We start from the raw sequence: 25,564 nt of genomic DNA, 5'->3' as shown, positions 1-25,564 counted from the left end.
GTTCCAATATCACTTGTTACTGTTGTTGCATGGTATTGGGCTGTGTGCGGTTTACTGTATCGGTCTGGTTCATATTGGTACTGTCTGCGGATGATTCCGTAGTGGGTTCTGGTGTACTGCAGCCATAGGCCGCGGAAAATGCGATGGCTACTGCGATAATAAGCTTTTTCATACAAGCAATTTTAAACCGGTTAATGATAATAATGTAAACAAATATTGCAATAATGTGGCCGTGCTGATTTTTAACGATCAAAAAAATGTTAAGTACTGCATTTGCGGTTTAATAAGCGAAATTATACCCTATATGCAGATAATTTTCCCGGGTTCGGCCGCACTTCAGCGCTGATTATCTTAAAAATATTGGGCATTTAAGCTACGAACACATATTTTTAGGATTCAAAACCGAACAATTGAAATGACAAACCCTCACACAAAAAGTACTTCAACCCTGGTATTTTTATTTGGATTAATGATCGCTGCATTTACTGCCTGCCGCTCTGATCAGTCTGAAACACTCAAAATTAAAAAGCATGCCAGTATCGCCCTGGTAGGCAATAACCTGGGGTCGAGAATGATGAACTTCGGGCATTTTGAAACTGAAATGCAGGTACGCTATCCCGATAGTATGCTGTATATCCGTAATTTTTGCGATGGTGGCAATACCCCCGGCTTCAGACCACATGCTGCGAGAAATGATCCATGGGCTTTTCCCGGAGCGGAAAAATTTCAAACCGAACTTGCTAAAAATTCCGGAAGTGAAGGCCATTTTGAATCGCCGGATCAATGGCTTACCCGTCATAAAGCAGATGTGATCATTGCTTTTTTTGGATACAACGAATCTTTCCAGGGAAAGGAAGGATTGGACAATTATAAAGCGGAGCTGGACGCTTTTATCAAACATACGCTCAGCCAGCATTACAATGGCGATTCATCTCCTGTGCAACTTGCTATCGTATCGCCGATCGCTTTTGAAGACTTGTCTGCTAAGTATGATCTTCCCAACGGCAAAAAAGAAAATGAAAACCTTTCGTTGTATACCCAGGGTATGAAGGCGGTTGCTGATTCGAACAAAGTGCTTTTTGTGGATGCTTTTATGCCTTCCAAAAAATGGTTTGAATCCGCTAAAGAATCTTTAACGATTGATGGTTCGCAACTGAATGATGAAGGGTACAAAAAATTATCCGTTTTGCTGGCGGATGAAATCTTTGGTAAGGTTTCAGCTAAAGCTGAAGCGAACAGGGACCTGGTGCTGGCCGCAGTAAAAGAAAAAAACTGGATGTGGCATGATGATTACAAAATCCCGAATGGCGTGCACGTATATGGCCGCCGCTATAATCCTTTCGGACCCGATAACTATCCTGCCGAAATTGAAAAGATCCGTCAAATGACAGCGATCCGCGATACCGCCGTATGGCTGGCGGCGAGCAAAGGAGAACAAATGGATATCGCCGCTGCTGATAAACACACCAGGACATTGCCGCCGGTTAAAACCAATTATAATCCTAAAGCAAATGGTAGTTTAACTTATTTATATGGTGATGAAGCATTGAGTAAGCTTAAGGTGCCCAAAGGATACAAGATTGAGCTTTTTGCTTCTGAGCAAGAATTTCCTGAGCTGGCAAAGCCCATGCAAATGTCTTTCGACAATAAAGGCCGCCTGTGGGTAGCTACCATGCCCAGTTACCCGCATTATAAGCCGGGCGATCCCAAACCGGATGATAAGATTGTTATTCTTGAAGATACAAATGCGGATGGAAAAGCGGACAGGCTCAAGATTTTTGCGGATAAATTGCATCTGCCACTGGGTTTTGAAATGGCTCCCGAAGGAGTGTATGTTTCACAGGGTACCAATCTTAAATTATTTACCGATACTGATGGCGATGATAAAGCTGATAAAGTGGAGATTTTGCTGAGTGGATATGATGATCATGATACGCACCACAATAGCCATGCTTTTACAGCCGACCCCTCCGGCGCTATTTACAGTGGTGAAGGTGTTTTCCTGCATACCAATGTGGAAACGTCTTACGGTCCTGTACGCGCCACCAATGGCGGGTTTTACAGGTACGCTCCGCAGCTTCATAAGCTGGAACGTACGGCACAGCTTTCCATTCCCAACCCGTGGGGCATAGCGTTCGATGACTGGGGACAGCCATTCTTTGCCGAAACTTCTGGTCCCGATGTGCGGTGGATGATGCCCGGTACCGTGTTGCCAAGATATGGAGAAGCTACGCACAAATCTTTCAATTTAATAGAGGAAGCCCATAAGGTACGGCCTACTTCCGGACTGGAATTTGTTTCCAGCCGTCATTTTCCCGACGAAGTACAGGGCGACATGCTCATCAACAATACCATTGGTTTTTTGGGAACAAAGGAGCATGTGATAGAAGACAGTGGCACAGGATATAAAAGTCATCACCGCGTAGACCTGTTGGTTAGTGAAGACCGGAATTTTAGACCCGTAGATATGGAGTTTGCTCCTGATGGATCGCTTTACGTGATTGACTGGCATAATATACTGATCGGGCATATGCAGCACAATGCCAGGGATCCGCTGCGCGATCATATGCACGGAAGAGTTTACCGGATTACGTATCCTTCCAGACCATTGGTAACACCGGCTAAAATAGATGGCGCTTCTGTTGAAGTGTTGCTGGATAATCTCAAACTACCGGAATACCGTACCCGCTACCGTACGCGCCGTGAGCTGAGAGGCAGAGATGCCGGTGAAGTGCTGCCCAAGCTGAAAAAATGGGTTAGTGCGCTTGATAAAAATGATCCGCGGTACGAACACCATAAGTTGGAAGCATTGTGGGTAAGCTGGGGACTGGATAAGGTTGACCAGGATTTACTAAAGGAAATGCTCCATGCAAAAGATTACCACGCAAGGGCGGCTGCGGTTAATGTAGTCCGTTACACCGGTCACCAGGTGGCCGACCAGGCAGACCTGCTGATGCAGGCAGCCCGGGATGAAAATGGAAGAGTGCGTCTGGAGGCGATTGTTGCCGCTTCGTGGATCGGAAAGGAAAAAGGAATGCCTATACTGGAAGAAGCCGCTAAAATGCCATTGGATGAATGGATGGTGCATGCTCATGAAGCTGCGGTGGCGCATCTCAACGGAAAGCTGGTGCAGGAGCACAAGGAAGAGAAAATAATCTCATCCTTAAAAGGAAAAGACTTTGAACTTTTCAAGAAAGGCAAAGAAATTTATGCCAGGGATGGATATTGCAATACCTGCCACCAGCCCGATGGTAAGGGATTATTTTCTTCGGGATATCCGCCATTAGCAAATTCGAAATGGGTAGACGGTAATGAAGATCGCTTAATAAAGGTAGTTTTGAAGGGGCTTCTCGGTCCAATAGAAGTGAATGGAAAAAAATATCCCGGCCAGGTGCCGATGACACCGTTTGAAGGTTTGCTTAATGATGAGGAAGTGGCGGCAGTGTTAACCTACGTCAGGAATTCGTTTGGTAACCAGGCTTCGGCTATCCAACCCGAAAAGGTTAAGCAGGTAAGAGCCGCTGTGAAAAGTGTGGAAGGATTTTATACGCCGGAAAAATTGCTGAAGGAACATCCTTTGGAAAAATAACTGAAAACAAATGTATATGAACCTGTAAGGGATGCTACAGATTAGCAAATCTTACAGGTTTTCTTATTTCTCATACCTTATACCTTATACCTTATACCTCATACCTCATACCTCATGCCTCACACCCCATACCCTAATACCCCATGCCTTCCATTAACCGATTGTTAACATAGATGCGGCTTTTATAAATCAGCTTACATTTGCATCTTTTAATTTGCTGGCAGTAATAGCGATTCGACTATTTTAAAACGTAAAAGAACAATGAATCAAAAGCCCGGAGTGCTTAGCTTATTGAGACCATACAGGGGCCTTGTGATGGTGTTATTGCTGTTTACACTTCTCAGCAATGCTATAAACCTGTTGCTTCCAAAGATCATTGCCGACACTATAGATGCATTTACAGCCGGTGTGTTTGCATTCAACCCGGTGGTTATTAAATTTGGACTGGCTATACTCTTTATATTTATTTTTACCTATCTGCAGAGCATCATACAAACCTATGCTTCGGAAAGGGTGGCCCGGGACCTGAGAACAAAACTCTCCAATAAGATATCCATACAATCGGCCGCTTTTATTGAGCAGGCCAATCCTTCGAAACTGCTTACCAATCTTACGGCGGATGTTGACTCTATCAAGATGTTTATATCCCAGGCCATCGTGTCGGTCATTTCTTCCATATTCATTATTATTGGCGCCAGCATATTGCTCATCAGCATCAACTGGAAGCTGGCTTTATGTATCATAGCCATCATACCCATTATCGGGATCACTTTTTTTCTTGTGCTGCGCAAAGTGAGGACCTTGTTTATTCAAAGCAGGGCAGTTATTGACCGGTTAAATAAGGTGATCAATGAAAGTATTTTGGGTGCGGCGCTGATACGTGTAGTAAATTCACAGCAACTGGAGTATAATAAATTTCTTGACGCAAATACAAAAGCCAAAAACTTTGGGCTTGCTATCCTGCGGCTTTTTGCAGGGCTCATTCCGGTAATCACCTTTACTGCTAATATGGCTGCATTAGCTATCCTTGCAATGGGTGGTCACTTTGTGATCAGCGGCAGTATGAGTCTCGGTGATTTCGCCGCTTTCAACAGTTATTTATCCATGCTCATCTTTCCCATACTTATTATTGGTTTCATGAGTAATGTGATAGCCCAGGCTACGGCTTCGTACGATCGTATAAGAATGGTGATTGAAACCCCCGACCAGGCTGAAACAGGAACAATTACAACAGCGTTACAGGGTGAGATTGAGCTGAAGGATGTAAACCTGGTATACGAACAGAGTCCTGTTTTAAAAGATATATCTTTTAAAATACAAAAGGGATCAAAAACTGCTATCATTGGGCCCACTGCTGCCGGTAAAACGCAATTGCTTTATTTACTAACGGGACTAATAAAGCCAGGCTCCGGCGCTATAAAATTTGATGGTAAAAATATTGAACAATATAAAAGTGAATCATTTTACAGCCAGGTTGGATTTGTTTTCCAGGATAGCATTATTTTCAATATGAGCATTCGTGAAAATATTGCTTTCAGCGATACGGTAACCGATGCTTCACTTGAAAAAGCGGTGGAAACAGCAGAGCTGAAAGAATTTGTTGACCTGCTGCCTGATAAATTAAGCACTGTTGTTTCTGAAAGAGGATCCAGTTTATCGGGCGGACAAAAACAAAGGATCATGCTGGCCCGCGCCCTGGCCATTAATCCCAGGATATTATTGTTAGATGATTTTACAGCCCGCGTGGATAACAACACCGAAAAGCGGATCCTCGAAAACCTGCAACGGAATTACCCCGACCTGACCCTGATTTCTGTTACGCAAAAAATTGCCTCTGTTGAGGAATATGACCAGATCATATTGTTGATGCAGGGTGAGCTCATCGCTAATGGCAGGCATGAAGCACTGGTGCGTACCAGTCCCGAATATGTACAACTATTGAATGCACAACAAAGTACCAGCCATTATGAATTACAATCTTAATACGCTTTCGGGGCAGCAGCAAAAAACATCAACCTATGCCGCGCTTAAAGGTTTGCTGCAGCTCATTGCGCACGAGAAGAAGAACCTGTTACTTGCCCTGCTGGCTATAGTGCTGAATGCTGCATTCAACCTGCTGGGCCCGTTTTTAATAGGGTATGCCATTGATCATTATGTACAGCAAAAACAGTATCAGGGCGTGCTGCAATTTTCGGGCATATTACTGGGCATTTACTTACTGGCGCTATTTACCAGTTATTACCAAACACAACTAATGGGAGGAGTGGGGCAACGCCTGTTGTTTACGCTGCGCAATGCCATATTCAATAAGTTGCAGGTTTTGCCTGTTGCATTTTTCAATGCCAACAAAGCAGGTGATCTTATTTCCCGCGTTAATAACGATACGGATAAGCTCAATACATTTTTCTCGCAATCCTTAATGCAGTTTATCGGCAGCATTGTAACCATGACAGGAGCCGGAATTTTTTTGCTGATCATTAATGTAAAGCTGGGTGTGGCCACGCTTATACCGGCATTGCTTATTTTAATATTTACAAAGCTGGTATCGCCGTGGGTAAAAAAGAAGAATGCCGTAAACATGGCGAGCGTGGGCGGTATGAGCGCTGAGATCCAGGAAAGTCTGAACAATTTTAAAGTGATTGTTGCATTTAACCGCCGCGATTATTTCAGGAAACGTTTTGATAAAGCCAACCTGCAAAACTATACCACGGCTGTAGGCGCAGGGCTCGCGAACAATATTTTCCTTCCTGTATATAGCTTATTGTCGGCCCTGGCACAACTGGTTGTATTGCTATACGGCATATACCTGATTGCTTCGGGTAGTTTTTCTATCGGACTATTGGTAAGTTACCTGGCCTATGCTACGCACTTTTATAACCCGCTGAGACAACTTGCCACATTGTGGGCCAGCTTCCAGGTGGCATTGGCTGGGTGGGACAGGATAGGGCAAATACTTTCATTGGATACCAACCTTGCTGTGGTAAAAGGCACAACTGCCGAACCGGCTACTCATTCAATAGTGGAATTCAGGAATGTGCACTTTGGCTACACAGCGGGCAAGGAAATTTTGCACAATATCAGCCTGCAATTGCAAAAAGGAAAAACCTATGCTTTTGTTGGGCCAACAGGCGGCGGCAAAACCACTACGGCTTCGCTGATCGCACGGTTATACGATCCCACCTCGGGCACTGTATTGCTTAATGGCAAAGATATCCGCGGATACAATCCTGAAACACTTTCGAAAAAGGTTGGATTTATACTACAGGATCCTTTTTTATTTTCCGGTACGGTAAAGGATAATATTTTATACGGCAACGAACAATATCATCAGTACAGTAATGAACAACTGGAGCAGGTGATCAAAGAAGCCGGACTGGAAACCCTGCTTACCATTTTTGAAAATGGATTGCTCACCAATGTATCTTCAGGAGGGGAAAGCATAAGCCTGGGGCAAAAACAACTGATCGCTTTTATGCGTGCCGTGCTACGCAATCCGGATATACTTATTTTGGATGAAGCCACCGCCAATATTGATACCGTTACGGAGCAATTGCTTGAAGAGATATTAAAGAAACTGCCTTCTCACACTACCCGCATCATCATTGCGCATCGCTTAAACACCATCCGCAATGCCGATGAAATATTTTTTGTAAATGCGGGAGAAGTTACCCGTGCGGGCTCTTTTAATGAGGCGATAGATAAGCTCTTAAATGATAAAAGAGTAAGCTGATACTGAAAAAAGCTGCTGTACGATGTCTCTGACTTCGTACCCAGTATGTTCTTCCGGGACTCCGTCCCTGCGAAGTATTTATGCATCTTAAAAATACTCTTTTCTGGTTTCTGAATTTTAGGTTGAATATGTATAGAGTCGCGGCGGGGTCTTCATAAAAAGCCATTGTGTGCGCCCATGACCCTGGCGCTAATCACTCACCGGGGTCTCACTCTCCACACAATTGCCGGGCTGTGAAGACCCCATCGGGAAGAAAAGAGTCGCGCTGAGGTCTTCATGAAAAGTACTGCTGTACGATGTCTCTGACTCCGTCCTGCAAAGTATTAATACCATTTTAAAATCTTTTTTCTGATTTCTGAATTTTGGACTGGATAAGCCATTGGTTGCGATATGCTATCCTGCAACATGCTCAAATTATTTTAGTACATTGAGCTACAAACTTCAATCCCGCACAATGATGAAATATGCCTGTTTCTTTGTGATGCTATATACTACGTCTGCATCATTTGCCCAAACAGATACGATCCCTTCAAGGGTGTATTATATAAATGAATTGCCGGTTCTCAAAGACTCCAGCCGTTACAGGATACAGATCATGGATGGTAACACACCTTATCTTTCCAATATGGAAGTGCACATCACCATGCTGGAGCCGGGCAAATCGGCACATCCGCCCCACAAACATGCCAATACCGAAGAACTCATTATTGTAAAAGCAGGAAAACTGAAAGTAACCATTGCAGGGGAAACGAAAATATTAGGACCGGGAGGTGTAGCTATGGCTATGCCGGGCGATCTGCATGGAGCCGTAAATGAGAGCAGGGAGAAAGTAAGTTATTACCTGCTGAAATACACAAAAAAAGGAACTGATTCCATTGTAACAAACACAAAAGCAATACCATCCATACTGGTTGACTGGGATGAAGTGGCTGTGCAAAAAAACGAAAGGGGTTTCCGGCGTCAGCAGTTTAATCAACCTACGGTTTTGTTTGAAAAATTTGATATGCATGCCACCACGCTTAAACAAAATCAGGTCAGCCACCCACCACATACCCACCGGCAGGAAGAAATTATTATTGTAAGGAAAGGAAACATTGAAATGCAGATTGGAGATACTTTCCAAAAAGCCCAGCCGGGAGATCTTATTTTCCTGAACAGCAATATTCCACACGCTTTAAAAAATGTAAGTAAAGGAGAATGTGAATACTTTGCATTTCAGTGGCAGTAAACATAAAGCCCCACGGGGCTAACTTTTGGTAACGTATAGTGCACCGCAACGAAGAAAGCCCGATCGGCACGATTGTTTTTTATACAGTCCTCATGTCGCGCCGGGGTCTTCATCAAAAACCTTTGTAGGCGGACATGACACCCCATTGAACTTTGTCAATTTTGAACAATTACAAATTCACAGATCAGCAGTACCTTTCAGTTAATTCCTTTAGTACACCTTTTCTTAGCTATCATTAATAAGGGAACAATTAATCCTGACAGACCTTTGGATTTTTGAGACGCTGAATTGTATAATTAGCAGCTTCGGCAACATCAGTTGGCAAAAATGCGGGCGGAAAGCCTTCTTCACCTTTTGGTTCATGAGTTTGCGCCGGGTCTTCATTAAAAGCCATTGCGCGCATGCCAATGCATAAAATCAATTCAGATGAAGTAATTTCGACCGCAGGCAAATGGGGTTCCATTCGAAATCTTCGGAGATTACATTTGCGTTTAACACAAGAAACCATGACAGAATTTTGGGAAGAGGCCTTCAGGAGCAAGCAGGAAATGTGGGGATCATCGCCTGCAAAATCTGCTATATTGACAAGTGATTTTTTTGTTTCCAATGGCGTGAAAAATGTTTTAATCCCGGGAATTGGCTATGGACGTAATGCTAAAATTTTCAGAGACAGTGGAATGACAGTAACAGGAATTGAAATTTCTGAAACCGCAATCAGGATAGCTACACAACATTTTGGCAACGACTTGACCATTTATCACGGTTCTGTAACTGAAATGCCTTTTGACAATGAACAATATGACGGAATATTTTGCTACGCATTGATTCACTTACTTGACAAAGACGAAAGAGCAAAGCTCATTCAGGACTGTTATAACCAACTGGCAGAAAACGGTTATATGTTTTTTACAACAATAACAAAAGAAGCCAAAACTTATGGTCAGGGAACTTATATCAGCAAAGACCGTTTTGAAATGTTTGGCGGTGTAAAGCTGTTCTTTTACGACAAAGAAACCATACAAGAAGAATTTGGGAAAGCAGGGCTTTTTGAAATTGCTGAAGTGAATGAGAACTTTCCGTTTTATCTCATTAAGTGCAAAAAAGCGAGACAAAAAGTTGAATTTGCGCCGGGGTCTTCATCAAAAGCCTTTGCGGGTGGCCATGAGACCGTTCGTTGAGCTTCGTCGATTTTGAACCATTACAAATTACATATCAGCAGTACCTTTCAGTTAATTCCTTAAGTACACCTTTTCTTTCTGCTTTCTTAGCTCTCATCATTAACAAAGGAACAATTAATCCTAACAGACCTTTGGCTCTTGTATCAGAAACTTTAAGTAATAATGCTAAATGATCAAGTTTTTTAGGAATTCCTGTTGCATTTGTTAATCCTTCTTCAGCAAGACCATAAGCAATTTTAATCCCTTGTAAAAATCCTTCATGACCCGGAACGATCTTTACATGAAAACGAATTGCCTCATTCCCGGGATTAAAAAAATGATGTAATTGACCAGCTTTTACTGTTGAAGTGTTCCCTGGCTTTAATATAACTTTGTTCTTTCCGAGTCTTACTCCCAAATCTCCGTTCACGGGAATAAATTCTTCTGAAAAAGAAGTATGATAGTGCAAGCCGTTTCCTCCCTTTGGATCCAATTCGATTTCCAGGAGTAGATATTCATTATTTGTTTCCTTTGGAGATTTTAAAACAGTAACTCTATCCTTAAACTTTGAATTTTGAAATACTCGTTTTTCCATAATTTTTTTTGCAAAACTATTACCCCTATTAAAACATGCTCTGCCTGATTGAATGAATTGGATTTTTGAGACGCTGAATTGTATAATTAGCAGCTTCGGCAACATCAGTTGGCAAAAATGCGGGCGGAAAACCTTCTTCACCTTTTGGTTCATGAGGTGGCGGCAGGATCTTCATTAAAAGCCATTGCGCGCATGCCATGTGACCTTCGCGCTGATCATTCACCGGATATTACCTGCTGTTTGTGATGTCGCAATCGCCTCTTAGTATTGTCGTTTTAGCCCCCTGTGGCTTGAGAAAGAGCTGGGTACATTTGTGAAACAATTCATTTGGCTATGCGAAAATTAATAATGAAGATGTCGGTTTCGGTTGATGACTTTGTAAGCAGCGCCGACGGCGCGAAGGATTGGGTCTTCAAAACCGGGGATGAAGAGTCATTGGACTGGAGTGTCGGGCAGATCCGGCAGGCTGGGTTAATTATCATGGGCAGGAAGTCGTTTGAGACTATGTCCCCTTACTTGCCGACCGCGACCGGGCCGTTTGCCGCGCCGATGAACGGGATTCCCAAGGCCCTGGTTATAAAAAAAAGGATTCCAAGGCAAGGCTTTTCGGGGAGGAGTCATAGCAATCACTTACAGCGTGCAGGTTTAGTTTCAACCTCATAAAGAGAAATGAAATTATGATACCAAAACAAAATCCGGTGAAAATCAGAAACCTCGTTGAACTGTATACGCTCCTTCCCGATGACGAAAAATTAATGCTGGATGTGTTACGGCAAATAATTATTGAAACGCTTCCCGGATACTGCAAAGAGAAAATATCATATAATGTTCCATTTTTTTATGGGAACAAAGGTATCTGTATCATTTGGCCGTCAACTGTTCCGAGGGGAGGCATCAAAAAGGGAGTTTTGCTGGGTTTTTGGTATGGTCACCAATTAATTGACGATGATGGATTTTTATCGCATGGAACAAACAAGCAAATTTTTTATCGGATCTACCAAACCCCCGAGGAAATTGATGAAAATCCAGTAAAAAAACTTTTAAAAGAAGCGATCAGGTTGGATAGCACCTTCAAAAAACATCTTAAGCCGTAGATTTTAAAAGCCAAAAAAATGCAGAACCGATCAGGGCAGCGGGAAAAATAAAGAAAGGGGTCGTTCTCCCTTTTTGATGTGGGGCAGGTACCAAAACAGGCAAATCACCATTTGAGTGTTTTATCTTTACTATCAGATAATTGCATAAATTATATGAACATGTTAAATAGTGCGTATATTTCGGGTTAGCGGTCATTGTAAAAAGACAGTAACAAACCCCGCCCGACGGCGTCAGCCCCGCCTGAATGGCTCAGTCGGGCAGGCAGGCGGGCATAGACAACAATAAAAAATAGAATCATATGAGAAAAATAATTTCATTTATGCACATATCGCTTGACGGTTTTGTAGCAGGAATGAACGGAGAAATGGACTGGATTAAAGTTGATGAAGAAATTTTTGCTCATGTCGGTAAGCGGATAAGCGAAGGCGACACTGCATTATATGGGCGGGTAACGTATCAGATGATGGAAAATTACTGGCCTACCGCAGCAGACAAGCCGGGAGCGACCAGGCACGACATTGAACATTCCAAGTGGTACAGCAAAGTGCACAAAATTGTTTTATCAAGAACAATGAAAGAAGCGGGCCTGCCTGCCGGACAGGCAGGTTTGACCAACACAAAAATTATCAGTGACAACCTTTCGGAGAGCATAAATGAAATAAAACAATCCCGTCCACCATTAGGTGGGAGTGAAGACATCTTGCTTTTTGGTAGCCCGACAGCAACACATTCACTTATTCAACTGAACTTAATTGACGGCTACTGGCTATTTGTTAATCCAATTATTCTTGGACAAGGCATTCCATTGTTTGCAGGTATCAAAGACAAAATAAAATTAAAATTATTGACTACCCGGCAATTTACTTCCGGGGTAACTGAACTGAATTACACAGTGGATAGACAATAAGTCGCGGCGGGGTCTTCACCAAAAGGCGTTGTGGCTGCCATAAAACCCTGTTGCTAATCATTCAGGTTTCAGGGGCAGGCCTGGAACTTGTACCCTGCAACCTGCAACATGCCGGGGCCTCACCCTGCATGCGGTAGCCTGGATGTGAATATCCCTTTGGAACATGCCTGGAAGTTGCATTACAGGTCAGATGATTTTTTTTAAGGATTCGACAGGGTTTCGCTCTCCAGACGGTTGCACATATGCTGATAGGAGTACTGTACCGTTGAGGCAAAATCGTTTATAAATGCTAAGAAATATTTCGAGCGTTTATAGATACTTGAAATAATCTTTATTGCGTAAAGCAAAGCGTTAGGCATCATCGTAACCATCCCTTCGGCAACAACTAAACTTCCCGGGATTTTATCCCGGCAAAAATAATTGCATAAAAATTTGCGCAACTCGAAAGTTGCATATATATTTGCAACCTGAAAGTTGCGTAATTAAATATTGAAAATGAAACAAGACATATTCCAAGCCATAGCTGACCCAACCCGTAGGGCTATTTTAACTTTAATTGCTATTCAGGCATTAACGCCAAATGCAATGGCGGAAAAATTTGATATGAGCCGACAAGCGGTATCAAAACATATTAAAGTATTACAGGAATGCGAATTGATTAAACCTGAGCCGTCTGGCAGAGAAATCTATTATCACTTTAACCCAAAAAAAATGCAGGAAATTGACAAATGGATAGATCAATTCAGAAAAATTTGGGAAACGCAATTTAATCAACTTGATAAAGTATTATCAACCATGTCTGCCGACAGGCAGGCAATTAAAAAACAAAAAAAATGAAATCGAAGATTCACGAACACCAAAAAACAAATAGTGAAAAAGTGAGTAAAAACCATTTGCTATTTGATTTTACTGTTGACAAAGCAGCGAAAACAGTATTCATAACCAGGGAATTTGATGCCGGCCTTTCGCTGGTATGGGATGCATTTACCAAAGCAGAAATCCTTGACCAATGGGTGGCACCTAAACCCTGGACATCAAAAACAAAATTTATGGATTTTAAGGTTGGCGGACGAAGATTTTATGCGATGGTAAGTCCGGAAGGACTGGAACGTTGGGCAATTCAGAAATACACGTCCATTAGCCCAAAAACCAACTTCAAACTATTCAATGCTTTTGCAGACAAAGATGAAAACCCTGAATTACCGGGTTCTGATTGGGATTACACTTTCAGCGAACAAAACGCCCGCCCGCCCGCCCAACTGCATCATTCCCGTCCGACCGGGTCATCCGGGCGGGCAGGCGGGGACGAGCCGGTTGGACGGGGAAAGACAACAGTGCATATTACTATTTATAATGAATCGCTTGCCCGTATGGAGAAGATGATTGAAATGGGCTTCACAGAAGGATTCAAAGCATCAATGAACAATTTGGAAAATCTGTTGGCGGGTTTATCGCAACGACAACAGTAGAAACATACGAAATGGTTGAAGTTTTTAAAACAAATGTTCAGAAAAAGGCACAAAGCAAAATGCTGCTTTGCATTTTGTCTGAAGCATTCCCATCGTTTAAAATAAATTTTGACTTGTCAGATTGTGATAAGGTACTTAGAGTTGAAGGAGACAATGTAAAATCGTTAAGGATAATGATACTCGTAAAGGAGTATGGATTTAACTGCGAAATATTATTAGATGAACAGCAAAATAACGGGGAAGCTGAAAACCGTCCCGATAACTATCGTGGAGATTAAGTATAAAAGTAAATAACCAAAAAAAATAAAAATTATGGCACTTATCAATCCTCACATTAACTTCAACGGAAATGCCGAAGAAGCATTTACCTTTTACAAATCAGTATTTGGCGGAGAGTTTGCAAAGATTATTCGTTTCAAAGACCTTGCAAGTCCTGAATTCCCGGTAGCGGAAAAAGAAGAAAATAAAATTATGCATATTGCTTTGCCTATCGGTAGAAGTAATATGTTGATGGCAAATGATGTTCCGGAAATTATGGGAAAAACAAACGAAAATGAGAACAGAAGTAAAATTGTAGTAAGTGCAGAAAGTAAAGAAGAGGCAGACAAATTATTTAACGGGCTTTCAGAGGGGGGACAAATAGAAGGGCCTCTTGGTGATAGTCCCTGGGGTTCATATTTTGGTTGTTTTAGAGACAAATACGGTATTGAATGGATTGTGGAATTTGACCCAAAATATAGCGGAAAAGTGTAAGCGAAGAACAACTACCGATTCGTTAGCGGTCATGCTAAGGTGAGAAGTCATCTTCTGATGCAATTGTACATATTTGTCGCGTTACCCCCTGAATTTGTCGTATTTACACCTCTCCGAAGCCTAATACACGTTCCATCTTTGCATTGCCAATCAACTCGTGGCTAAATTTGAGACAGTTATGAGCATTTTATTAAAAGCACATAATTTTATTCAATCAATACTGCTAATTGGAATCGTTATGTCCACACACCAATCCATCGCACAGCAAAACAAACCTTCCGGCAGTGGCTATGCACCTGTTAATGGCATTAAAGTTTACTATGAAGTTTATGGCGAAGGTATGCCTGTAGTTCTGCTGCACGGTGCGTATTACACCATTGATATGAACTGGGGCCAATTAATCCCTGAATTGTCAAAAACAAGAAAGGTAATTGCCATTGAAATGCAGGGCCATGGACATACACCGTTTTCGGACAGAAAATTATCCCGCGCTACTTTGGCAAGTGATGTTGAAAGTATAATGGATCATCTGAAAGTTGACAGCGCGGACCTTGTAGGATATAGCTTTGGTGGCTCTGTAGCCTACCAATTTGCTATTCAAAGCCCTAAACGGTTGAGAAAATTGGTAATTATTTCCGCTGCTTATAAAAGCAGTGGCTGGATGCCCGAAGTAACGAAAGCATTTAAAAACCTGAAGCCTGAACTTTTTGATAACACACCCTTGAAAGCGGCCTATGATGCGGTAGCACCCGATAAAACAAAATGGACGGAATTCCTGGAACAAATGATTGGCTCCGCTACAACGCCATACGATTTGGGAGACTCCAACATTGCAAAGATTGCTGCTCCCGTATTACTGATTTCGGGTGACAACGACGGGATGGATAAAATTGAGTTGATCAAAACGTATCAATTACTGGGAGGCGCTGTAACCGGTGATTTTGGTGTCATTCCAAAATCACAGTTGGCTATTGTTCCCGGGCAGGGACATGTTAGCCTGATGATGCAGACCCAAACGATATTAGGCTATTTGAATAGTTTTTTAAAATAATGGTAACAGCATATGAGAAAAGTAATTGCGGCAATAAATATGACAATTGACGGAGTTTGTGACCACACGGCGGGGCTGCCGGACGAAGAAATTCATCAGCATTACACTGACCTTTTAGACAGTGCAGACATTATACTTTATGGAAGGATAACTTATGAGCTCATGCAATACTGGCAGACACTGATAAAAAATCCTTCAGGCGAAAAAACAGCAGACGACTTCGCTGTAGCAATAGACAAAATTCAAAAAATTGTTTTCTCACACAAACTCAAAAACACAGACTGGGACAGTGCGAAACTTGCAACTGAACCTGTTGAAGAATTGGTTAGCGCATTGAAGCAGCAATCGGGCAAAGACATTTTGGTTGGTAGTCGTAGTTTAATTACACAACTGTTGAAACTGAATTTAATTGACGAATTTCAACTTTGTGTTCATCCTGTTGTTGCCGGAAACGGATTGCCGTTGTTTGAAAATGTAAATGGCCGGACTATTTTTAAACTCACAAAGACTAAAACCTTTATTAGCGGGGCAGTAACGCTTTACTATGTACCGACCAAATAATGTCTGAAATATTGACCGGCACATCTTCATGCAGAATAGTACGAATCGCTGGCATCGTATCGGCTAAAAATCAGCAACAAGATATTCAAAGCCGTAAAGATTTTTTGAAGCAAGTGAAAATGCTAAAAGAGTAACTATGCAAAGAGGTTTTGCTGGAGTGTAAGTAAAGGTTTTGGGGATTTGACAGAAGAGATCGAAAATGGAGATTAGTCAGAATCTACGAGCCGTGAGAGCAGACAACCAGGTACCTCAGCTAACCTTGCATCGGCAATATGCCGGGTCACCGAATATAGTCTCAACTTTTGTCCGCTAACCGGCCGCACCTCCGGAAGACGAATAACACCAAATAATAGAATAAACAATGAACTTTTAGTCATACATTTAGTGACAGTGAAGGGCGCACGATTTTCAAACACCTCCACATCGCGAAGCCATATCCGCTGTGCGTAATTTTAAGGAAAATGAACAAAAGAACGAATGAGTTAACAATAGACAACTATTTAGACAGCCATTATATACATAGAAGTAATTGGTTAAGGGCAGCTGTACTGGGAGCAAATGACGGCATTATTTCAATTTCAAGTCTTGCCATTGGTGTTGCCGCTGCAAGTTCTGCAAGAGCGCCTATTGTGTTAGCGGCAGTTGCTGGACTGGTTGCAGGAGCCTTATCAATGGCGGCAGGAGAGTATGTTTCTGTAAGCTCCCAGATGGATATAGAAAAAGCTGACATTAACAGAGAAGCGAAAGAACTTGAAGAAATGCCAGATGAAGAACTTCAAATTCTGACCCAGATCTATGAAAAAAGAGGTTTGAAAAAAGAGACTGCTTTACAAGTTGCAAAAGAGTTGACGGAAGCGGATGCTTTAGGTACCCATGTAAGAGATGAGCTAGGTATCAATGAAATAAGCAAAGCAAATCCCCTGCAAGCTGCATTCGCTTCCGGAGCCGCTTTTACTGTTGGCGGACTTCTGCCGGTTGCAGTTACGTTTTTAGCACCTGTAGATCGTATGGAATATTGGCTTTATGGTTTTACCATGTTGTTTCTAATGATTTTAGGAACCATTTCAGCAAAAACGGGTGGTTCAGGTATTAGAAAGGCAATTATAAGAATTACAATTTGGGGCACCATTGCTATGGGACTATCTGCTGTAGCAGGTTATCTGTTTGGAGTTAAAGTTTAAGATAATAACATTCCTGGAAAACAAAATGACGGGTATTGTTGTTTTATTCGGTTCCCTTATTCGTTTCGGCTTAGTAGCTGGAACAGGATATTGAGATGGGCAAATAGCACACACAGAAATGAATTGCAATCCAGTCTCACCAGCACAAGACAGCGTTAATGAAGAACACGATTAATAATAAAGTTCATAGAAGATTAATATCCGGTACGAATATTTTTGAACTTTGTTAAGACAGGTTTACTACGCACATTATGGGGTTATACAATAGCGGCCCTCGGCACGCAGCATTATCTTTTAGTTTGCTGATCCGCTTCTGTTCCAGCTTGCGAATAACGCCGGGCAGTAGAATAAACAAAGAGCTTTTTATTTATAAATTTGGCAATGGTTCGGGCAGAAGGAAATCTATTTCCTCACCTGCTGCAAGCCCTAAATGTTATATGCTACTTATCAAAACAGTCTTAAATGCATGAGACGATATAACCAAATTTCAGGACAAAATATTCAACGCATTGAATTTTTAAGTGATGGAGTGTTTGCTATTGCAATAACATTACTTGTCCTTGATATCAGAGTGCCAATCCGTGACAATATATCTTCCGAGAAAGACCTGATCATTGCATTTTTTAAACTTACGCCAAAACTATTGACCTATTTCTTAAGTTTTATGACGCTTGGTATTTTTTGGACGGCACACTCCACACAATTTCATTTCATTGAAAAAAGTGATAGGAACTTTAACTGGCTTAATCTTTCTTTTTTGCTTTTTGTTACCACAACTCCGTTTATCACTGCTTTTTTAAGTGAGTATATTACCTTCAAGTTTGCAATTGCCGTATATTGGCTTAATCTTTTTCTGCTTGGCACAATGCTGCGCCGAATGTTCAGGTATGCTGACAAACACGATTTTTTTAAAACTGACATTATCGAAAAAGCAGAAATAAAGAAGGCAATGATGCTAAGAGGAATTGTTGCCCAATCTTTATATGCACTGGGCGCTTTACTCTGTTTTATTAACACTTATCTAAGTATCACCTTTCTAACAATGGTTCAGCTTTTCTTCGCTTTGGCATTATTTTCACGATCGCAATCAAGAGTTGAACTTAAAAATGGATAGCGTTTAAAGCAGCGTATAATAGTAGGGCTGGACGGAAAAGCAGCGGCAGCAAACCGTTGGCAACAATGCCATGAAACAGACAAACATGAGAATGTTGATCATAATAAGCCTCTTTATTGGAGGATATTCAACAGAAAGCATCAAACAAATATCCCGTGGGGGATATATTGGTTATACAATTTAAATTTTCAAAGAAACGAGATTACAAAATTGAGTTTACTGAAAATGAAAAGCAGATGAAAGAATTTTGGAGCGTGATTGAGAAAAAAAACATTGGTGATTTTGACGATGAAATCAATTTGAGTATGGGAAAGATTTTACCACTTCAGGAAAATTGTTATTAAGCAGCCATAAGGAACAGTTGCTAACAGCGGTTGAGTTCGCGCCGGGGTGTTCATCAAAAGCCATTGCGGGCAGACCCTGGCGCTGAACTGTTATAATACTTCTCATACATCCGTACAATGCAATGGCTTAAAATGTTTATGTTTGTCTAATTCATAAAATGCGGCGCTGCTGTGTTCATAATCTGTATAATTACGAACCAATCGCCACTTCCCGCTTACGGGGTTGTAATGGATGTAGTCTATTTTTTGATGTAAAAATTTATCCGAAAAAATAACTTTAGCGTCAAAACTATCTTTGAATACTTTATGCAACTGTCCCTTCTTCTTTTCCCTTTCGGTAACCGATTCAGATAGTAAATTTGGCAATGGTTCAGGCAAGGAATTCTATTTCCTCACCTGCTGCAAGCCCTAAATGTTATATGCTACTTATCAAAACAGTCTTAAATGCATGAGACGATATAACCAAATTTCAGGACAAATATTCAACGCATTGAATTTTTAAGTGATGGAGTGTTTGCTATTGCAACAGCGCGGGGGCGGCGTGCAAATCATTGGCTATAGTTCGCTATCTGCTATAGGTTCCGTCCGGATATTAATAATTTGGCTTTTGTGCGTATATTCATATCCGTTTTTCAATCATCGGCAGTTCAGACATACAATTTAAAAAGCCATTCCATCGCCACTGCTTTGCCGTTATGTGCCGTTTTACGAACTACGGTACAAAGATCAACAGACAGACGAAATATGAACATTCAGTTGCTAAACAACAAAAAAGTAGCCATTATTGGTGCAGGGCCCGTTGGGCTGACAATGGCAAAATTGTTACAGCTAAACGACGCAGATGTAAGTGTTTATGAAAGGGACAAAGATCCACAGGCAAGAATTTGGGGCGGAACGCTTGACCTTCACAAAAATTCAGGACAAGAAGCAATGAAAAAGGCAGGGCTGCTACAAACTTATTATGACCTGGCATTGCCTATGGGAACAAATTTTGCTGATGAGAAGGGCAATATTTTATCAACGAGAAAGCCGACACCCGAAAATCGGTTTGACAATCCCGAAATAAACAGAAACGCTTTAAGAAAAATGTTGCTTGGCAGCTTGATGAGCGGCACAGTTGTTTGGAACAGAAAACTTACAGAACTTGAAGAGCAAAACGGAAAATGGGTTCTGGGTTTTGAAAGCACACCAGGTGCCAACGCAGACTTTGTTATCATAGCCAATGGCGGAATGTCCAAAGCAAGGAACTTTGTTTCGGACAGCAAGGTGGAAGAAACGGGGACTTTTATTATTCAGGGCGAGATCCATCAGCCTGAAACAAACTGCCCTGAATTTTTTCAGTTGTGCAACGCCAGCAGGCTAATGACCGCCCATCAGGGAAATTTATTTGTTGCAAACCCATTTAACAACGGTGCGTTATCTTACGGCATTATTTTCAAAAAACCAGGAGATTGGAGTAACGGAAAAGGATTAGATTTTCAAAATACCGATAGCGTTATCGCCTTTCTTTTAAACAGGTTTTCCAATTGGAGTGAGCATTACAAAAAGCTAATTCGCGCAACAACTTTTTTTGTTGGTTTGCCAATAAGAAAATTTCCTTTAAACAAACCCTGGAAGAACAATCGTCCATTGCCAATAACGCTGATTGGCGACACTGCTCACTTAATGCCACCCTTTGCGGGACAAGGTGTAAACATTGGACTAATGGACGCTTTAATTTTGTCAGGCAACCTCACGAGCGGAAAATTTAAAACCATCCAAAGTGCTATTGACGACTATGAACAAAGCATGTTTGTTCTTGCAAAAGAAGCACAATCGGAATCAAGTAAGAATGAGATAAAAATGCTTAATCCCGACTTTTCGTTTCAACAACTTATTAATGCATCAGAACGCTGAGCGCGCAGAAAAACGGCGCCTAAAAAGGCGTTGTCAAAAGCAGTCCGGAATGCTAATGGACGGAAGTAAATCAACGTTTGAGTTCGCGCCGGGGTCTTCATAAAAAGCCATTGTGCGCGGCCGTGAGACCCTGGCGCTGAACGATTTCGCATGGTCTTGCTCCTTCAGATAGTTACCGGAAGCTTGCCATTACAGGCAAGAATATTTTTAATTTTTGAAAATAAATGAATAGGTTTGATAACCGTTTCCAGTCTGCACCCTATATAATACCCAATATTCAACCCATCCAATTCCATGCATATGAGGTTAACGGATACGAATTGAACCAAAAAAAATCATTCTTAAAATCCTTCCTGTTTTAGCAATCATTGGGTACATTTTGAGGGCACCCCTAAAATTCAAAAAGAGATTTTAACAAAAAGATGGAGCCATATCAATCAAAACAAAAAATAAAACTTAGGCTAATACGAAATCTGGTTATTGGTTTATCTGCCATCACAGCAGCATTTTATTTTGTTTATTCAGCAGCAGGAAATCCATACCATGAATATTTGCTTATAACAAAAGGTGTAACAACAAATGGATTTATTGCTGATGCGGAAGAAATTGTTGAGGATGGAGACGATGGAAGAGCGCATTTTAGTCACTATTATAGCTATACTTTTAGAGTATCCAGCGGCAAAGAACTTACTTCACATGGTGAAGGTCAAGGCAGACTACCGAATGAGTTGAATGATTTAAAAAGGCCATATCCAATTAAAGTTATTTACCTCAAAAAGAATCCAGAAATAAACAAAGTGAAAAATACTATTTCCGAAAGCATAGGTGAATTGCTTTGGCGAAAGATTGGTCTTGGTGCTGTTCTATTTATTGCGTTCTCATCCATCGGCATTTTGCTATTAAAAAATGCCATAACAGAATATTCATCGGCAATAAAAATGCAAAACTCGTAAACCGTTATTTAGCGAGGCCGCTTAGATCGGTTTACAGTAAGTGAGATGGGAATAAAAATAGTCTTTTATAACATTATTGAACATGATTTTCGGCTGACAAAACTCTGTTCAACAACAAAATTGGCGATGAACTTTTAATTCTATATTTGGCTACGGGCGAGTAGGTGGAACCCTATTTTTCCACCTGCTGCAAACCGTAAACCGTTAGGCACAATTATTATGCAACAACTAAAACTCTGGTTAATCGAAAAATCACGCACCCAGACATACGTAATCGTCACTGTAATTGTGTTGACAATTGCTTGTAATTATTTAATTAATCGACATATTCGAAGAACTCAAGATTTTTATACACCTTTTATTTATTTTATTCTTATCCTTTGGGTTTATTATTCACTATTTTATACAGTAAAAGTTGGCGGTGACATAAATGAAAAAATTATTTTGAAAAGGCAATTTGACCAGCCACAAGCCCTATTAGGAAAATTTTTGAAATTGAGTATTCTGATTTTTTTTGGCTATAGAACATTCTTCATATTTGGAAGAACTGGAGTTCTAATATCACTTTCCCTAATTACAGTTACTGGATTATTTTGTATTTATGTGATTGCTCGCAATGCATGGAAAGAAAAATCAACACATAAAGGTTTTACTGAAACATTTGAACGGTTTGCTATAATAGCAGGAATAGTTGGATACATCTATTTTATTCTCTGGAAGAATTCCTTCTGCCACGAATTTGGCATTAAAGAAATTGGGAATTATTTTGAAAAAGATACCTATGAAGCTAAATACATTATTGAAATTAGTAGAATTGGCGGAGATAAAACTTACAAATTGCCTGCCGACCTTCTAATTTCAAACGACTTTTCTACATATGAAGATTATGATACTGAGACTGGTATTGGTGCTTATTCGTATGGGTCAACGCAAACCTCCGAGACAAGATTTGCTAAGATTAAAAAAGTATATTTTAAAAATGGTGGTTCGCTCTATTTTAATGAGTGTTTGGTCTCAATTGACAATTCATATGATGATACTTGCGTTGATCAAAATGGAGAAGAATGGCAAATTGAAATAACCAAAGAAAAAGCAAAGTAACTGTGCATATCCGAATTGGCATAAATGCCGGACGGAAAACGTTTTTCAACTTTTGGTTCTTTTTTCTTGAGTCGCGGCGGGGTCTTCATGAAAAGATATTGTGTGCGGCCATGAGACCCTGGCGCTGAATGATTCGACATATTCTCGCTCTTTTATATAGTTGCCGGAAGGTTTGCCATTACAGGCCAGACATTTTTTATAATTTTCAGAAATAAATGAATAGGTTTGATAACCGTTTTAAGCGTTTATAAATATTTAAAAATGACTTTTGTTGCGCAAAGCAAAGTGTTGTGCGTCATGCGTTAACAAACTTTCAAGACATAAAACCAACTACTATTTGACATGAATAAAAAGGACTTAGAGAGGTTTGCGAGAGTGGAAAAGCAAATTAGCGAGCAAAGCGACACCCACAAACTCAGTCAACTTCCTGACTTTCCTTATAAAACATTAGACGAGTTAAAGACTGCTCATCGTAATAAGGACATCGTGTTGGGTAGTGACTATAGCGGCGACTTTTTACAAGTGATTGGAACAACAGCGGACAATGTAATACACATGTTTTGGATTTCACTACCAATAATTATTATAATCATTGACATTGTGCTTGCAATTATGCTAAAAAAATGGATTTTACTTTGGGGGATTTTATTTGCATCTATTGGGTTCTTTTCTTCATCCCCTTACAACGCTCTTAAGAAACCAATATCAGGACTTGGAACAATATTCTTTATTTCCTCATTCTTTTTCCTTGACTGGACTTGGTCAGTTCTCATTGGTTCAATGTTATTTTCACAGATTTTTGCAATGACTGCAAGAGAGCAATATCGTTCTGTTGTCGAAGAAAGAGCTCTTCAATCAGAAATATTCTTCTGTTATATGTTGAAAACGAAACACCTTCTTGTAAAGGACACTAAAACTAACAAAGTGTATCAGCCATCAGAAGGATAGCACGAACGCACAACATCGGTTTGCAGCAAGGTGGGGCTGAAGGAATAATGATGAGCATTTGTAATATTATTGGGCAGTATTCCCGGCTGAAAAAACTCTATTGAGCGATAGAATAAACGATGAACTTTTTATTATAAATTTAGCAGCAGTTACGGGCTGACGATTTTCAAATACCGCCACATCGCCAAGGCCGTGTCCATTAGCAGTAACTTTATGGAAATCCGTTTAGGCATATTGGAAGAAAAGGAGCGAACTCAATTTCAACTCCTGGACATCATTTCCACAGATGAATATAACAAGCTACAGAAATGCATAATAGACATTTCACACTATTCTCAAAGCCTGCAATTACTCGAACTTGTTTTAATGAATGAAAGAGATATTCATGACTTTATAACTCAAACTCTTACAGAAGTAGAACAAAAAGCAATAAAGTGGAATGGTGTATCTTTTGAAGATATGTCGAGGTATCGGCTAGAAGCTAATAGATTCCTACTAAACTACTTAAGTTCGTTTAAAACCTTTCTTGACCATTCGGAAACGATTTTGAAGAGGAATTTTGGACATGTCTCAAAGGAAGTTACCGAATACAAATCAGCACAATCGAATATTTATGATAATAGTTTTTCTTATAGATTCTTTTATAAACTACGAAATTATGCGCAGCATTGCGGCATACCAATAAACTTTGACCACACATTACGTGACATAGGCTCTGACACTCCACAGATTCAAATCCTTTTATACTTTACTAAGACCGAACTATTAAAAGAGTATGACTCTTGGGGACCAATTAAAACTGATATCCAAAATTTGTCAGAAAAAATTGATTTTTTTCCGCATTTCAATGAAGCTACTAACTGCATAGTTGATATTTCTGAGAAATTTAAAGCCTTAATTACTCCAGAAATAATCGATTCAGCTAAACACGTTTTAATGAAGACTCAACATTTAAGAACTCCACACAATAAAGTCGCAATGTTTTCAGAGATTGAAGTAGATGAAAAGGGGCATTACAAAAGTTTTTTAATCCAGTATTTCCCGTATGAAATAATAGATCAAATATTAGATGAGAAAAGCTACTGCTAACAAATAAGACTTCGTCGGGCACGAAGTGCCTCAGATGAAGTCCCATTTAAATTGACTTCACTCCGGGGTCTCAACACAGTTCCCTGGCTCTTACCTCGCAAAAAAATCTCTTTTTAAAGCCGCGCCGGGGTCTTCATCAAAAGCCATTGTGGGAAAGCCATGAGACCCTGGCGCTGAACTGTTATAATACTTCTCATACATCCGTATAATGCAATGGCTTAAAGTGTTTATGTTTGTCTAATTCATAGAATGCGGCGCTGCTGTGTTCGTAATCTGTATAATTACGCACTAAACGCCACTTCCCGCTTACGGGGTTGTAATGGATATAGTCTATTTTTTGATGTAAAAATTTATCCGAAAAAATAACTTTAGCGTCAAAACTATCTTTGAATACTTTATGCAACTGTCCCTTCTTCTTTTCCCTTTCGGTAACCGATTCAGATAGTAGCTTTAGTATGATGTTTTCCTCCTTTTCTTCCAGTCTTCTAATAATTTCATATGCCATAAACCGCTTCCCATTGGATATTATTTTATTGAGATTAAAGCCCGTTTCTTTAAAATGTAGTATACAGTGCATATGGTTGGGCATAATTACGTAGGCTATTATTTCGCTATTACATTCGTTTTTTAATATGGAGAACCAATTATACACCAAATCATAGGAGTTGGTAATTTCAAATAAATGCAACCAGTTATAGCATGTAAATGTGCAGAAGTAAGTACTGTATACATCGGAGTGTTTATAGCGAATAGCCATCGGTAGTGTTTTTCTATAAATGATCACTAAAGTTAAATAATTTCTC

27 protein-coding genes are annotated in these 25,564 nt (G+C 40.5%); 22 read left to right on the top strand and 5 right to left on the bottom strand.

The window, feature by feature from the left end; all coding sequences use genetic code 11:
* Window positions 1-16: 16 nt before the first annotated feature.
* Window positions 17-172: a hypothetical protein gene (locus FRX45_RS23100; protein WP_193311532.1), complete on the bottom strand. Its 156-nt coding sequence runs from the start codon at window positions 170-172 to the stop codon at window positions 17-19.
* Window positions 173-415: 243 nt separating this feature from the next.
* Between FRX45_RS23100 and FRX45_RS00370 the strand changes: the two genes are divergently transcribed.
* From FRX45_RS00370 to FRX45_RS00355, 4 genes are all read left to right on the top strand, one after another.
* Window positions 416-3,589 (top strand): PVC-type heme-binding CxxCH protein, encoded by a 3,174-nt coding sequence (locus FRX45_RS00370; RefSeq protein ID WP_152266406.1) that lies wholly within the window; start codon window positions 416-418, stop codon window positions 3,587-3,589.
* Window positions 3,590-3,850: 261 nt separating this feature from the next.
* Window positions 3,851-5,572: an ABC transporter ATP-binding protein gene (locus FRX45_RS00365; protein WP_152266405.1), complete on the top strand. Its 1,722-nt coding sequence runs from the start codon at window positions 3,851-3,853 to the stop codon at window positions 5,570-5,572.
* Window positions 5,556-7,319, top strand: a complete 1,764-nt coding sequence (locus FRX45_RS00360; RefSeq protein WP_152266404.1) for an ABC transporter ATP-binding protein — start codon at window positions 5,556-5,558, stop codon at window positions 7,317-7,319. Before FRX45_RS00365 ends, FRX45_RS00360 begins: the two co-directional genes overlap by 17 nt.
* Before the next feature lie 454 nt (window positions 7,320-7,773).
* Window positions 7,774-8,547: a cupin domain-containing protein gene (locus tag FRX45_RS00355; RefSeq protein WP_152266403.1), complete on the top strand. Its 774-nt coding sequence runs from the start codon at window positions 7,774-7,776 to the stop codon at window positions 8,545-8,547.
* Window positions 8,548-8,797: 250 nt separating this feature from the next.
* Here FRX45_RS00355 and FRX45_RS23095 read toward each other — a convergent pair whose 3' ends face one another.
* Entirely contained in the window at window positions 8,798-9,154 is a 357-nt protein-coding gene (locus FRX45_RS23095; protein WP_193311566.1) for a hypothetical protein, read from the bottom strand.
* Here FRX45_RS23095 and FRX45_RS00350 point away from each other — a divergent pair.
* Window positions 9,054-9,725, top strand: a complete 672-nt coding sequence (locus FRX45_RS00350) for a class I SAM-dependent methyltransferase (protein WP_152266938.1) — start codon at window positions 9,054-9,056, stop codon at window positions 9,723-9,725. The genes FRX45_RS23095 and FRX45_RS00350 overlap by 101 nt on opposite strands.
* A 34-nt stretch (window positions 9,726-9,759) precedes the next feature.
* Here the strand turns inward: FRX45_RS00350 and FRX45_RS00345 are convergent, their stop codons facing one another.
* Entirely contained in the window at window positions 9,760-10,299 is a 540-nt protein-coding gene (locus FRX45_RS00345) for a cupin domain-containing protein (protein ID WP_193311531.1), read from the bottom strand.
* Between the two features lie 333 nt (window positions 10,300-10,632).
* Here FRX45_RS00345 and FRX45_RS00340 point away from each other — a divergent pair, with 333 nt between their 5' ends.
* The 12 genes from FRX45_RS00340 to FRX45_RS00285 all read left to right on the top strand — a co-directional run bounded on the left by FRX45_RS00340 (window position 10,633) and on the right by FRX45_RS00285 (window position 18,774).
* Window positions 10,633-10,962, top strand: coding sequence for a dihydrofolate reductase family protein (locus FRX45_RS00340; protein WP_152266401.1), 330 nt, complete (start codon window positions 10,633-10,635; stop codon window positions 10,960-10,962).
* A 92-nt stretch (window positions 10,963-11,054) separates the two neighbouring features.
* Window positions 11,055-11,393 carry a DUF1801 domain-containing protein gene (locus tag FRX45_RS00335; protein ID WP_193311530.1) on the top strand — a complete coding sequence of 113 codons (339 nt, stop codon included), beginning with the start codon at window positions 11,055-11,057 and terminating at the stop codon, window positions 11,391-11,393.
* Window positions 11,394-11,692: 299 nt separating this feature from the next.
* Window positions 11,693-12,301, top strand: a complete 609-nt coding sequence (locus FRX45_RS00330) for a dihydrofolate reductase family protein (RefSeq protein WP_152266399.1) — start codon at window positions 11,693-11,695, stop codon at window positions 12,299-12,301.
* A 495-nt stretch (window positions 12,302-12,796) separates the two neighbouring features.
* Entirely contained in the window at window positions 12,797-13,138 is a 342-nt protein-coding gene (locus tag FRX45_RS00325) for an ArsR/SmtB family transcription factor (RefSeq protein WP_152266398.1), read from the top strand.
* Entirely contained in the window at window positions 13,135-13,770 is a 636-nt protein-coding gene (locus FRX45_RS00320; RefSeq protein WP_152266397.1) for an SRPBCC family protein, read from the top strand. The genes FRX45_RS00325 and FRX45_RS00320 overlap by 4 nt, the downstream gene beginning before the upstream one ends.
* An 11-nt stretch (window positions 13,771-13,781) precedes the next feature.
* Entirely contained in the window at window positions 13,782-14,048 is a 267-nt protein-coding gene (locus FRX45_RS00315; protein ID WP_152266396.1) for a hypothetical protein, read from the top strand.
* A gap of 34 nt (window positions 14,049-14,082) precedes the next feature.
* Entirely contained in the window at window positions 14,083-14,523 is a 441-nt protein-coding gene (locus FRX45_RS00310) for a VOC family protein (RefSeq protein ID WP_152266395.1), read from the top strand.
* A gap of 238 nt (window positions 14,524-14,761) precedes the next feature.
* The gene (locus FRX45_RS00305; RefSeq protein WP_226804782.1) at window positions 14,762-15,574 is read left to right on the top strand and encodes an alpha/beta fold hydrolase; all 813 of its coding nucleotides are present in this window, start codon (window positions 14,762-14,764) and stop codon (window positions 15,572-15,574) included.
* A 12-nt stretch (window positions 15,575-15,586) separates the two neighbouring features.
* The gene (locus FRX45_RS00300) at window positions 15,587-16,135 is read left to right on the top strand and encodes a dihydrofolate reductase family protein (RefSeq protein WP_152266393.1); all 549 of its coding nucleotides are present in this window, start codon (window positions 15,587-15,589) and stop codon (window positions 16,133-16,135) included.
* A gap of 461 nt (window positions 16,136-16,596) precedes the next feature.
* Window positions 16,597-17,316: a VIT1/CCC1 transporter family protein gene (locus tag FRX45_RS00295; protein ID WP_152266392.1), complete on the top strand. Its 720-nt coding sequence runs from the start codon at window positions 16,597-16,599 to the stop codon at window positions 17,314-17,316.
* A 466-nt stretch (window positions 17,317-17,782) separates the two neighbouring features.
* Window positions 17,783-18,430, top strand: coding sequence for a TMEM175 family protein (locus tag FRX45_RS00290; RefSeq protein WP_152266391.1), 648 nt, complete (start codon window positions 17,783-17,785; stop codon window positions 18,428-18,430).
* Between the two features lie 116 nt (window positions 18,431-18,546).
* Window positions 18,547-18,774 (top strand): hypothetical protein, encoded by a 228-nt coding sequence (locus FRX45_RS00285; protein ID WP_152266390.1) that lies wholly within the window; start codon window positions 18,547-18,549, stop codon window positions 18,772-18,774.
* 102 nt (window positions 18,775-18,876) lie between these two features.
* Here FRX45_RS00285 and FRX45_RS00280 read toward each other — a convergent pair whose 3' ends face one another.
* Window positions 18,877-19,152, bottom strand: coding sequence for a hypothetical protein (locus FRX45_RS00280; protein ID WP_152266389.1), 276 nt, complete (start codon window positions 19,150-19,152; stop codon window positions 18,877-18,879).
* A 366-nt stretch (window positions 19,153-19,518) separates the two neighbouring features.
* On the opposite strand from FRX45_RS00280, the gene FRX45_RS00275 reads away from it, so the two are divergent.
* The 5 genes from FRX45_RS00275 to FRX45_RS00255 all read left to right on the top strand — a co-directional run bounded on the left by FRX45_RS00275 (window position 19,519) and on the right by FRX45_RS00255 (window position 24,761).
* Window positions 19,519-20,670: an FAD-dependent oxidoreductase gene (locus FRX45_RS00275; RefSeq protein ID WP_152266937.1), complete on the top strand. Its 1,152-nt coding sequence runs from the start codon at window positions 19,519-19,521 to the stop codon at window positions 20,668-20,670.
* Window positions 20,671-21,092: 422 nt separating this feature from the next.
* Window positions 21,093-21,623, top strand: a complete 531-nt coding sequence (locus FRX45_RS00270; protein WP_152266388.1) for a DUF3592 domain-containing protein — start codon at window positions 21,093-21,095, stop codon at window positions 21,621-21,623.
* Between the two features lie 219 nt (window positions 21,624-21,842).
* Window positions 21,843-22,724: a hypothetical protein gene (locus FRX45_RS00265; protein WP_152266387.1), complete on the top strand. Its 882-nt coding sequence runs from the start codon at window positions 21,843-21,845 to the stop codon at window positions 22,722-22,724.
* Between the two features lie 342 nt (window positions 22,725-23,066).
* Window positions 23,067-23,672: a hypothetical protein gene (locus tag FRX45_RS00260; RefSeq protein WP_152266386.1), complete on the top strand. Its 606-nt coding sequence runs from the start codon at window positions 23,067-23,069 to the stop codon at window positions 23,670-23,672.
* Between the two features lie 213 nt (window positions 23,673-23,885).
* Window positions 23,886-24,761, top strand: a complete 876-nt coding sequence (locus tag FRX45_RS00255; protein ID WP_152266385.1) for a hypothetical protein — start codon at window positions 23,886-23,888, stop codon at window positions 24,759-24,761.
* A 193-nt stretch (window positions 24,762-24,954) separates the two neighbouring features.
* Here FRX45_RS00255 and FRX45_RS00250 read toward each other — a convergent pair whose 3' ends face one another.
* Window positions 24,955-25,518 (bottom strand): REP-associated tyrosine transposase, encoded by a 564-nt coding sequence (locus tag FRX45_RS00250; protein ID WP_193311529.1) that lies wholly within the window; start codon window positions 25,516-25,518, stop codon window positions 24,955-24,957.
* Window positions 25,519-25,564 lie beyond the last annotated feature (46 nt).

This window comes from Agriterribacter humi, assembly GCF_009192765.1.
GTDB lineage: Bacteria > Bacteroidota > Bacteroidia > Chitinophagales > Chitinophagaceae > Agriterribacter > Agriterribacter humi.
The sequence above is the reverse complement of the archived record's forward strand: the minus strand, read 5'-3'. Positions and strand labels throughout refer to the sequence as shown.

What these genes read in the sequence shown, in the direction of transcription:
- FRX45_RS00365 (WP_152266405.1), top strand. Translation starts at nt 3,851, where the DNA reads ATGAATCAAAAGCCCGGAGTGCTTAGCTTATTGAGACCATACAGGGGC.
- FRX45_RS00305 (WP_226804782.1), top strand. Translation starts at nt 14,762, where the DNA reads ATGTCCACACACCAATCCATCGCACAGCAAAACAAACCTTCCGGCAGT.
- FRX45_RS00250 (WP_193311529.1), bottom strand. Translation starts at nt 25,518, where the DNA reads ATGGCTATTCGCTATAAACACTCCGATGTATACAGTACTTACTTCTGC.
- FRX45_RS00265 (WP_152266387.1), top strand. Translation starts at nt 21,843, where the DNA reads ATGCAACAACTAAAACTCTGGTTAATCGAAAAATCACGCACCCAGACA.
- FRX45_RS00370 (WP_152266406.1), top strand. Translation starts at nt 416, where the DNA reads ATGACAAACCCTCACACAAAAAGTACTTCAACCCTGGTATTTTTATTT.
- FRX45_RS00275 (WP_152266937.1), top strand. Translation starts at nt 19,519, where the DNA reads ATGAACATTCAGTTGCTAAACAACAAAAAAGTAGCCATTATTGGTGCA.
- FRX45_RS00310 (WP_152266395.1), top strand. Translation starts at nt 14,083, where the DNA reads ATGGCACTTATCAATCCTCACATTAACTTCAACGGAAATGCCGAAGAA.
- FRX45_RS23100 (WP_193311532.1), bottom strand. Translation starts at nt 172, where the DNA reads ATGAAAAAGCTTATTATCGCAGTAGCCATCGCATTTTCCGCGGCCTAT.
- FRX45_RS00325 (WP_152266398.1), top strand. Translation starts at nt 12,797, where the DNA reads ATGAAACAAGACATATTCCAAGCCATAGCTGACCCAACCCGTAGGGCT.
- FRX45_RS00330 (WP_152266399.1), top strand. Translation starts at nt 11,693, where the DNA reads ATGAGAAAAATAATTTCATTTATGCACATATCGCTTGACGGTTTTGTA.
- FRX45_RS00300 (WP_152266393.1), top strand. Translation starts at nt 15,587, where the DNA reads ATGAGAAAAGTAATTGCGGCAATAAATATGACAATTGACGGAGTTTGT.
- FRX45_RS00295 (WP_152266392.1), top strand. Translation starts at nt 16,597, where the DNA reads ATGAACAAAAGAACGAATGAGTTAACAATAGACAACTATTTAGACAGC.
- FRX45_RS00290 (WP_152266391.1), top strand. Translation starts at nt 17,783, where the DNA reads ATGAGACGATATAACCAAATTTCAGGACAAAATATTCAACGCATTGAA.
- FRX45_RS00315 (WP_152266396.1), top strand. Translation starts at nt 13,782, where the DNA reads ATGGTTGAAGTTTTTAAAACAAATGTTCAGAAAAAGGCACAAAGCAAA.
- FRX45_RS00340 (WP_152266401.1), top strand. Translation starts at nt 10,633, where the DNA reads ATGCGAAAATTAATAATGAAGATGTCGGTTTCGGTTGATGACTTTGTA.
- FRX45_RS00345 (WP_193311531.1), bottom strand. Translation starts at nt 10,299, where the DNA reads ATGGAAAAACGAGTATTTCAAAATTCAAAGTTTAAGGATAGAGTTACT.
- FRX45_RS00320 (WP_152266397.1), top strand. Translation starts at nt 13,135, where the DNA reads ATGAAATCGAAGATTCACGAACACCAAAAAACAAATAGTGAAAAAGTG.
- FRX45_RS00255 (WP_152266385.1), top strand. Translation starts at nt 23,886, where the DNA reads ATGGAAATCCGTTTAGGCATATTGGAAGAAAAGGAGCGAACTCAATTT.
- FRX45_RS00270 (WP_152266388.1), top strand. Translation starts at nt 21,093, where the DNA reads ATGGAGCCATATCAATCAAAACAAAAAATAAAACTTAGGCTAATACGA.
- FRX45_RS00350 (WP_152266938.1), top strand. Translation starts at nt 9,054, where the DNA reads ATGACAGAATTTTGGGAAGAGGCCTTCAGGAGCAAGCAGGAAATGTGG.
- FRX45_RS00260 (WP_152266386.1), top strand. Translation starts at nt 23,067, where the DNA reads ATGAATAAAAAGGACTTAGAGAGGTTTGCGAGAGTGGAAAAGCAAATT.
- FRX45_RS00355 (WP_152266403.1), top strand. Translation starts at nt 7,774, where the DNA reads ATGATGAAATATGCCTGTTTCTTTGTGATGCTATATACTACGTCTGCA.
- FRX45_RS00335 (WP_193311530.1), top strand. Translation starts at nt 11,055, where the DNA reads ATGCTGGATGTGTTACGGCAAATAATTATTGAAACGCTTCCCGGATAC.
- FRX45_RS00360 (WP_152266404.1), top strand. Translation starts at nt 5,556, where the DNA reads ATGAATTACAATCTTAATACGCTTTCGGGGCAGCAGCAAAAAACATCA.